Genomic DNA, 1,586 nt, shown 5'->3' with positions numbered 1-1,586 from the left:
CCATTACCATGTTTAGTAGGTCCCGATGGTCGGGACCGGGTCGCCGGTTCCGGTATGACTTTCTCGCCCTGTCGTTGATGATCCGGGGGGTGTCGTCGCCGGGAACGGGGACGCCCGCTGACCGCTGATAGGAACCAGACCGACCGCATGGACGCGTCGGGACGCGCGGGACAGGTCTCTCCGTAATGTGGATGCGGCACGGACGTCCGGACTCGCCCACCAGCCGAGTCGCGGCGGCCGACGGAGCATCCCCACGACGGGAGGACCAAGATGAGACCTGACGACATCGACGTGTGGATCGGCCTGGACGTGGGCAAGCGAGCCCATCACGCCTGTGCGCTCGACCGCGACGGGAACACCCTGTACGACAAGCCGCTGAAACAGGACGAGAAGGACATCCGCACGATGCTGGAACGCCTCTCCGGGCATGGCCGCGTGCTGCTGGTCGTCGACCAGCCCAACACCATCGGCTCCCTGCCGCTGGCCGTGGCGCGGGACATGGGCGTCGCGGTCGCCTACCTTCCCGGCACGGCGATGCGACGGGCCGCCCAGCTCCTGCCCGGCACCGCGAAGACCGACCGCAGGGACGCGTACGTGATCGCGTGGGCCGCGCTCAAGATCCCCGAGAGCCTCAGGGACGCGGGCCCCGACGACGAGACCCTCGCCGCGCTGAAGCTGCTGGCCGGCCACGACGAGGACCTCGCCCACGAGTCCACCCGCCACATCAACCGTCTGCGCAGCCTGCTGCTGCAGACCCACCCCGCGTTCGAACGAGTCCTGAAGGGCGACCGAGCCACCCGCGACGCGACCCTCGCCCTGCTCGAACGCTATGGCGGGCCCATGGGCATGAAGGAGGCCGGCATCGACCGGGTCAAAGCGTGGGCCAGGGACGGCGGACTGCGCGCCGGGGGCATCATCGACGACATGTTCGAGGCGATCGGCGAGCAGACCGTCACCGTGCCGGGCGCGCTCATGGCCGAACGCATCATCCCCTCGATCGCCCGAGACATCAGGGCCATCAAGGACCGGCGACGCGATCTCGCCGCGCAGGTCGAGGACCTGCTGGAGGACCACCCTCTTCTCACGGTCCTGACGTCGATGCCCGGGGTGGGCGTCAGGACCGCGAGCGTCATCCTCCTCGGCATCGGCGGCGACGTCACCCGTTTCAGGAGCGCGGCCCACCTCGCCGCGTACGCCGGCATCGCCCCCGTCACCAGCCAGTCGGGCACCAGCATCAGAGGCGAGCATCCGTCCCGCGGGGGCAACAAGCGGTTGAAGAACGCGCTGTGGCAATCCGCGTTCGTCGCGTCCACCAAGCATCCGCCCTCCATCGCCTACTACCGACGCAAACGCGAACAGGGCAAGCACCACAACGCCGCCGTCATCTGCCTCGCCCGACGCCGCTGCGACGTCATCTACAGCATGCTCAAGAACGGCACCCTCTACCAGGAACAAGCCTTGGCGGCCTGAGCGCCACGACGAACACGCCGGACGCCGCCGGCAGGGCGGAGCGTGCCCATAACGCCCGGTCCGTGAACCGACACGTCGACCACCTACAGAGTTGACAAAAACATAGGAACACCCCC

General features: G+C 68.4%; 1 protein-coding gene. It reads left to right on the top strand.

The window, feature by feature from the left end; translation table 11 throughout:
- Nucleotides 1-270 precede the first annotated feature (270 nt).
- Nucleotides 271-1,470 carry an IS110 family RNA-guided transposase gene (locus D2E24_RS10205; protein ID WP_125969211.1) on the top strand — a complete coding sequence of 400 codons (1,200 nt, stop codon included), beginning with the start codon at nucleotides 271-273 and terminating at the stop codon, nucleotides 1,468-1,470.
- The last annotated feature ends 116 nt before the right edge of the window (nucleotides 1,471-1,586 follow it).

The organism is Bifidobacterium samirii, from assembly GCF_003952945.1.
Taxonomy (GTDB): Bacteria; Actinomycetota; Actinomycetes; order Actinomycetales; family Bifidobacteriaceae; genus Bifidobacterium; species Bifidobacterium samirii.
This window is presented reverse-complemented; position numbering and strand designations above follow the sequence as displayed.

What these genes read in the sequence shown, in the direction of transcription:
- D2E24_RS10205 (WP_125969211.1), top strand. Translation starts at nt 271, where the DNA reads ATGAGACCTGACGACATCGACGTGTGGATCGGCCTGGACGTGGGCAAG.